We start from the raw sequence: 6,470 nt of genomic DNA, 5'->3' as shown, positions 1-6,470 counted from the left end.
AGAAAAGAAATTATATTATCGGAAACTACTACAAAATTTTTCATAGTATCCCCAAAGAAGTTACCGAATGATATGAATGCAGAAAGAGAAAAGATACGGAAAAGTAATGAGAAAGGTAATCTTTATATCGTGTATGAAGTAGATGGGAAGGTAGTTGGCTTTTTAATTTTCAACCGATATGAACTAGAACGGTTACAACACGCAGGCACAATGGGAATGGGGATTAAAGAGGCGTATTGTAATCAAGGCATCGGCACGAAATTAATTGAATTTCTTATTAGTTGGGCGAAAGGGCAGAAAGGTTTAGAGAAAATTTGTTTAGGTGTAGTTTCTGTTAATGATCGGGCAATTAAAGTGTACAAACGTATGGGCTTTGTAGAAGAAGGCAGACAACGAAAGCAAATTAAATATGAAGATGGATCATATGGAGATGACGTATTGATGGGGTTTTATATTGAATAAAGGATATATGGTATTAAGAAAAGGAATGTACATAACGTAAATTTCTAAAAGCAGTATATTGCCCATGCATTAACAGACTTTTACCTATGTATAATATTAATATAGTAAAATCATAACAACCGATATTGCAGTTTCCAATAATATACTATATAATCAATTTAAGAAAACGTTTTCATGCAAAGGGGGAGAATTTCGTGTCGACTATAGAGGACGTGGCGAAATTAGCAGGGTTATCAAGGACAACGGTTTCTAGGGTGATTAATAATCATCCATATGTTTCAGATGAGAAGAAAAAAAGGGTTCAATTAGCAATGAAGCATTTAGGCTTCGTTCCTAATTCTGCGGCGAGAAGGCTTCGTAAACAAAAAACGGAAACAATTGCGGTGCTAGTTCCAAGGATTACAAATCCTTTCTTCAGTAGATTTATTGAAGCAATCGAGATTGCTGCTTCTGAACATAAATATAAACTGATTATTTGTCAAACAAGATATTTACCGGAAAAAGAGATGGAGTATTTACAATTATTATCTACGAAACAAGTAGATGGGATTATTCTATGTTCACTAGAAAATCCGTGGGAAGATGTAGAGCCATACTTACAGCACGGTCCAATCGTGTTGTGTAATGAATATATTGAGGAAGCAAATATTCCAACAGTGAAGTTTGATCATGCGCAAGGAGCATACATAGCTGCGAAGCATGTGTTAGATCAAGGATATCGTAATCTTATTTTTTGCCGTGGTAACGAAACCAAAGTCGTTAGCCAGCAGCGAAAAATGGGCTTTTTACGTGCAATAACTGAGAAGAGCCGCCAAGTAGAAGCGATTGACTTTCTTGAAAACGCTTTCTCTTGGGAAGATGGAAAACGAATATTCCATGAAGTATTAAAGGACAAAAAAAATCCTACCGCGATTTTGGCAGGAGGCGATGAGGTAGCAGCTGGAATTATCTCAGAGGCGAAACGCCATAACTGGAGCATTCCAGATGATCTCGCTGTTATCGGTTTTGATAATCAAATATTATCGCAGATTACAGAACCAGGTATTACGACAATTGAACAGCCAATCGATGAGATGGCCCGAAAAGTTGTCGACCTGATGATGGATAAAATCCATACGAAAAATTATCGAAAAAAAGAATTGTATGAGTTTGAACTGGAGCTCTTGGTGAAAGGTTCAACGATGAAGGATACGATGTTATTAGCCTAGTAGACTATGTCTGCTAGGTTTTTTTCTGTTCACAAACTACTATTCTTCGTGAACGCAGTCATCACATTTGTTATGGTATGCTTCGTGTTGCTCATCAATTTCTTTCCCGCAGTGCGCACAAGTTTTCGTCGGTAAATTTCTGAAAAACTCCATTGGTTGATCGATCATGTCAATCCCTCCATTTCCATTTCTTACTATCATTGTATTAGTACAAAAAATAAAAGTCAACAACTGTTTTATAACAAAATTGAAAATTAATGAAAAAGTTTAGGAAATGGATTATAGTTAACAATGTAGAATGTAAGTGAAACATGCATTTCTACTCGGTTTTAGAAAGGATGGATACATATGAAAATGACTGTTGTCGGCTTTTGGGGCGGTTTTCCAGAAGCGGGAGAAGCAACGTCGGGGTATTTGTTTGAACACGATGGTTTTCGTTTACTTGTAGACTGTGGTAGTGGTGTACTAGCACAGCTTCAAAAATATATAACACCATCTGATATAGATGCAGTTGTACTTTCGCACTATCATCACGATCATGTTGCAGACATTGGGGTATTGCAATATGCGAGACTAATTACGAGTGCGACAACAAGGCAACTACCGGAACTACCAATATACGGTCATACGTTTGATGAGAGTGGATTTCATTCTTTAACGCATGAACCGCATACGAAAGGAATCGCGTACAATCCAGAAGAAACACTTCAAATTGGACCGTTCTCGATCTCATTCTTAAAAACTGTTCATCCTGTTACATGCTTTGCGATGCGTATTACAGCAGGTAATGACGCTGTAGTATATAGCGCAGATTCCAGTTATATTCCTGAATTTATTCCATTCACAAAAGATGCTGATCTTTTCATTTGTGAGTGTAATATGTATGCACATCAAGAGGCTGCAAAAGCAGGTCATATGAATAGTACAGAAGTAGCAAGTATTGCGAAAGATGCGAATGTAAAAGAACTTTTATTAACGCACTTACCGCATACAGGCAATCCAGCTGATTTAGTAACAGAAGCAAAACAAATTTTCAGTGGCCATATTACGTTAGCGCATAGTGGCTACGTATGGAACTCATGAGGTGATACGATGTTATTTATTGATAATAAAGGGATTACAGATCCTAGAATAAACTTAGCGATTGAAGAATATTGTGTGAAGAATTTAGATATTAACGAAACATATTTACTGTTCTACATTAATGAACCTTCGATTATCATTGGTAAAAACCAAAACACAGTAGAAGAAATTAATGCAGATTACGTAAAAGAAAAAGGTATTCATGTCGTTCGTCGTCTATCAGGCGGAGGCGCAGTATATCATGATTTAGGAAACTTAAACTTCAGTTTTATTACGAAAGATGATGGAGACAGTTTCAGCAACTTCAAAAAATTTACAGAACCTGTAACGAAAGCGCTTAGTAAACTAGGCGTAAATGCAGAACTAAGTGGTCGTAACGACATTTTAGCTGAAGGTAGAAAAATTTCAGGTAACGCACAGTTCGCAACGAAAGGTCGTATGTTCAGCCACGGTACGTTACTATTTGACTCTGAAATCGATCACGTCGTATCAGCGTTAAAAGTAAAAATGGATAAGATTCAATCAAAAGGAATTAAGTCAATCCGTAGCCGCGTTGCGAACATTACAGAGTTCCTAAACGAAGAAATGACGACAGAAGAGTTTAGACAACTTCTTCTAGAAACAATTTTCGAAGGAGAAACAGAAATCCCAACGTATGAATTAACAGAAGAGGATTGGAAAGCAATCCATAAACTTTCTGAAGAACGTTACCAAAATTGGGATTGGAACTACGGAAAATCACCGAAGTTCAACTTACAACATTCACACCGCTTCCCAGTTGGACAAGTTGACGTTCGTCTTGAAGTGAAAAAAGGAACAGTAACAGAATGTAAAATTTACGGCGACTTCTTCGGTTCACTAGATGTTCATGATATCGAAGAGCGTCTAACAGGCGTTCAGTTCGATAAAGATGCATTCACTGCAGCTTTAGAAGGCGTAGATATCGCACGCTACTTCGGTAACATTACAACAGAAGATTTCTTACATTTATTCTTCTAAAAATGAGGGAGGCTTCCATAACGGGCAGCCTCTTTCTTTTTTGCGTAGATTGTCAGGTTTTGTCGGTAAGTCGATATAACTGAAAAATCGCTGATATAAATTGAGTTGCGCTGATATATTTGGAAAATCGCCGATATAAACCGAGTTGCGCTGATATATTTGGAAAATCGCCGATATAAATCGAGCTGCGCTGATATAACTGAAAAATCGCTCATATAATTTCATTTACCACAAAACATAAAATCACAGGACATTTGCCCCTCGTAAAGGAATATATATATTCAAAAGGAGGCGGATCGAAATGAAAAGGGTAATGTACGTTGTATTATTACTCAGCTTAGTTATCGGAATGACAGCGTGTAGCAGTGGATCGCCCTCAAGTCGTACAATTTTGTCTATCGGAAAACCAGCGGAGGATAATGTCATATATTTTACGCATACAGATAACAAACGAAAGATACATGATATACAAGACATGTTTCAAAATAAGAAGTGGAAAAGAAATGAAACATCCAGCACTGTTAATAAAACACCAGATGTCGTCTTATCAATAGATGAAGACAATATAGGGTTACCGGCATTATATGTTACAGTTTATTTTCATGAAGATGGAGCGGATGCTCTTAACTTGCACGGAGAGCATACGACGTTAAATAAAGAGGAACTTAATAAACTTAGAGAAAAGATGAATGCATATTATCCTAAAATGATTTCTGGTCTAGTTTCATAAATTACTTGCGAACAAAATTCCCTTATCTTTCCAAAGTAAACTAAGAGAAGGTGATCTGTCTATATGCAGTTAATAGAATATCACTTGCTACTTTAATTTTCTTTTAATATAATTAATTTAGAATTTTTAAATATTCTAAATTTTATAAAGGTGGGGTTTTTGTGAATCTCGTTCAATCTTTGGCTGAAACGGCAAAAAAGAAGGGGGAAAAACCGGCTTATATATTTATGGATCAGTCGGTCTCATATGACCAATTAAACAAAATGGTCACAAGGTTTTCTAGCAATTTAGCAGAAATGGGCATTGGAAAAGGGGACAATGTCGCATTAGTTGTTGGGAACTCACCACATTTTTTGGTCGGTTTATACGGAACAATGAAAGCCGGAGCAACTGTTATTCCAGTTAATCCAATTTATACAGCAGACGAAATGCATTATATTTTACAAAATGGAGATGTAAAAACAATCATCGTACTCGACGTCCTTCTACCTGTTATACAATCTCTTACAACAAGACTTCCTTCATTAGAAAACATCATCATATGCGAAACCTCATCAGATTTTAACCATACAGAAACCGAAAAAATGAAAACGTTTACTAGTTTTGTGGGGACTGGAGATACAACTTACGAAGGTCCTGAACTAGATGAAGAAGATGTAGCGGTTATTCTATACACATCGGGCACAACTGGAAAACCGAAAGGCGCTATGTTAACACATAAAAATTTATATAGTAATGCGAACGATGTGGCGTCGTATTTACAATATACGGCTGATGACCGCGTTGTTGCGGCACTGCCTATGTTCCATGTATTCTGTTTAACAGTTGCGGTAAATGCACCGATTGTGAACGGGGCAACGATTTTAATGTTACCGAAATTTAGTCCGAAAGAAGTATTCCGTATTTGTCGCACGTACGAACCAACGATCTTTGCTGGCGTACCGACGATGTACAATTATTTATATTTATTTGAAGAAGCAAGCGCAGAAGATGTGAAGACGCTTCGCCTTTGTATTTCCGGTGGTGCATCGATGCCTGTTGCTCTTCTGCAAAACTTTGAAAAACGTTTTAACGTTATTGTTTCAGAAGGATACGGTTTATCAGAAGCATCACCAGTTACTTGTTTCAATCCGCTAGATCGTCCTCGGAAACCAGGATCAATTGGCACAAATATTTGGCATGTAGAAAATAAAATTGTAAATGAACTTGGGGAAGAAGTACCTGTCGGCGCAGTCGGTGAATTAATTGTTCGCGGACCTAACGTTATGAAAGGATACTATAATGCACCAGAAGATACAGCTGCGACATTGAAAGACGGCTGGCTATATACAGGTGACTTGGCGAAAATGGATGAAGAAGGTTACTTCTATATCGTGGATCGTAAAAAAGATATCGTCTTAGTTGGCGGTTATAACGTATACCCTCGTGAAGTAGAAGAAGTATTATATACGCACGAATCAGTAGCGGAAGTTGTCGTAATCGGTGTTCCTGATGAAAACTTAGGAGAAGCTGTGCGAGCGTACGTCGTTTTGAAGCAAGCAAACGTAACAGAAGAAGAACTAATGCATTACTGTACGTTACATTTAGCGAAATATAAAGTGCCGAAAAGCATTGAGTTTTTAATAGAATTACCGAAGAATACGACGGGTAAGTTGTTAAGAAGAGCATTGAGAGAGAAAGCGATGCAAGTGTAATGAAGAAAAGGTCTCCTAAAAGATATTTTAGGAGACCTTTTCTTTGTTTATCGTAATAACTTTTTCTCATATGAAATGTAGTCGGAAGTTTGTATATATAATAGCGGAGCGTGTTCAACTATTTGATACGAGTAGTAATGAAGATATTTCTCTTACTTTCTTAAACGCAGTTATTACAATCAGAAGGCCCATATTTACGCTATTCTAATGAGGCTCAATGTATTAGCTTCATTAGAATACTAGAACAAAAGTGAATGTAAAAGTTTAGTTGGATCATGTTTATATTCTGTCGGT

At 37.0% G+C, this 6,470-nt stretch carries 8 protein-coding genes; 7 read left to right on the top strand and 1 reads right to left on the bottom strand.

The features are described 5' to 3' along the window. Together ACQGS6_RS20900 and ACQGS6_RS20895 are read left to right on the top strand one after the other, a co-directional pair. Window positions 1–462: GNAT family N-acetyltransferase (locus tag ACQGS6_RS20900; protein WP_426965523.1), on the top strand; the 462-nt coding region annotated here is incomplete at its 5' end. Window positions 463–656: 194 nt separating this feature from the next. Continuing rightward, on the top strand, window positions 657–1,670 hold the full coding sequence (locus ACQGS6_RS20895; protein WP_025966987.1) for a LacI family DNA-binding transcriptional regulator: 1,014 nt from the start codon (window positions 657–659) through the stop codon (window positions 1,668–1,670). A gap of 39 nt (window positions 1,671–1,709) precedes the next feature. On the opposite strand, the gene yhfH is transcribed toward ACQGS6_RS20895, so the two are convergent. After that, window positions 1,710–1,838 carry a protein YhfH gene (gene yhfH, locus ACQGS6_RS20890; RefSeq protein ID WP_000567010.1) on the bottom strand — a complete coding sequence of 43 codons (129 nt, stop codon included), beginning with the start codon at window positions 1,836–1,838 and terminating at the stop codon, window positions 1,710–1,712. Between the two features lie 180 nt (window positions 1,839–2,018). Between yhfH and ACQGS6_RS20885 the strand changes: the two genes are divergently transcribed. The 5 genes from ACQGS6_RS20885 to ACQGS6_RS20865 all read left to right on the top strand — a co-directional run bounded on the left by ACQGS6_RS20885 (window position 2,019) and on the right by ACQGS6_RS20865 (window position 6,384). Continuing rightward, a complete protein-coding gene (locus ACQGS6_RS20885; protein WP_074626189.1) occupies window positions 2,019–2,753 on the top strand; it encodes an MBL fold metallo-hydrolase in 735 nt (244 codons plus the stop codon). 9 nt (window positions 2,754–2,762) lie between these two features. Further along, on the top strand, window positions 2,763–3,752 hold the full coding sequence (locus ACQGS6_RS20880) for a lipoate--protein ligase (RefSeq protein ID WP_000897275.1): 990 nt from the start codon (window positions 2,763–2,765) through the stop codon (window positions 3,750–3,752). Between the two features lie 301 nt (window positions 3,753–4,053). Continuing rightward, complete coding sequence (locus tag ACQGS6_RS20875) at window positions 4,054–4,482, top strand: hypothetical protein (RefSeq protein ID WP_426965522.1); 429 nt, start codon at window positions 4,054–4,056, stop codon at window positions 4,480–4,482. 161 nt (window positions 4,483–4,643) lie between these two features. Then, window positions 4,644–6,176: a fatty acid--CoA ligase family protein gene (locus ACQGS6_RS20870; protein WP_001055200.1), complete on the top strand. Its 1,533-nt coding sequence runs from the start codon at window positions 4,644–4,646 to the stop codon at window positions 6,174–6,176. 43 nt (window positions 6,177–6,219) lie between these two features. Continuing rightward, complete coding sequence (locus ACQGS6_RS20865) at window positions 6,220–6,384, top strand: hypothetical protein (RefSeq protein WP_170964276.1); 165 nt, start codon at window positions 6,220–6,222, stop codon at window positions 6,382–6,384. The last annotated feature ends 86 nt before the right edge of the window (window positions 6,385–6,470 follow it).

This window comes from Bacillus sp. GMs2/2, assembly GCF_050172095.1.
GTDB classification, from domain to species: domain Bacteria; phylum Bacillota; class Bacilli; order Bacillales; family Bacillaceae_G; genus Bacillus_A; species Bacillus_A cereus.
Note: the sequence above shows the minus strand (reverse complement) of the source record. Positions and strands in the feature narration are given on the sequence as shown.

Bases quoted from the DNA above. Each gene is read 5' to 3' on its own strand.
- yhfH (WP_000567010.1), bottom strand. From the start codon at position 1,838: ATGATCGATCAACCAATGGAGTTTTTCAGAAATTTACCGACGAAAACT.
- ACQGS6_RS20885 (WP_074626189.1), top strand. From the start codon at position 2,019: ATGAAAATGACTGTTGTCGGCTTTTGGGGCGGTTTTCCAGAAGCGGGA.
- ACQGS6_RS20880 (WP_000897275.1), top strand. From the start codon at position 2,763: ATGTTATTTATTGATAATAAAGGGATTACAGATCCTAGAATAAACTTA.
- ACQGS6_RS20875 (WP_426965522.1), top strand. From the start codon at position 4,054: ATGAAAAGGGTAATGTACGTTGTATTATTACTCAGCTTAGTTATCGGA.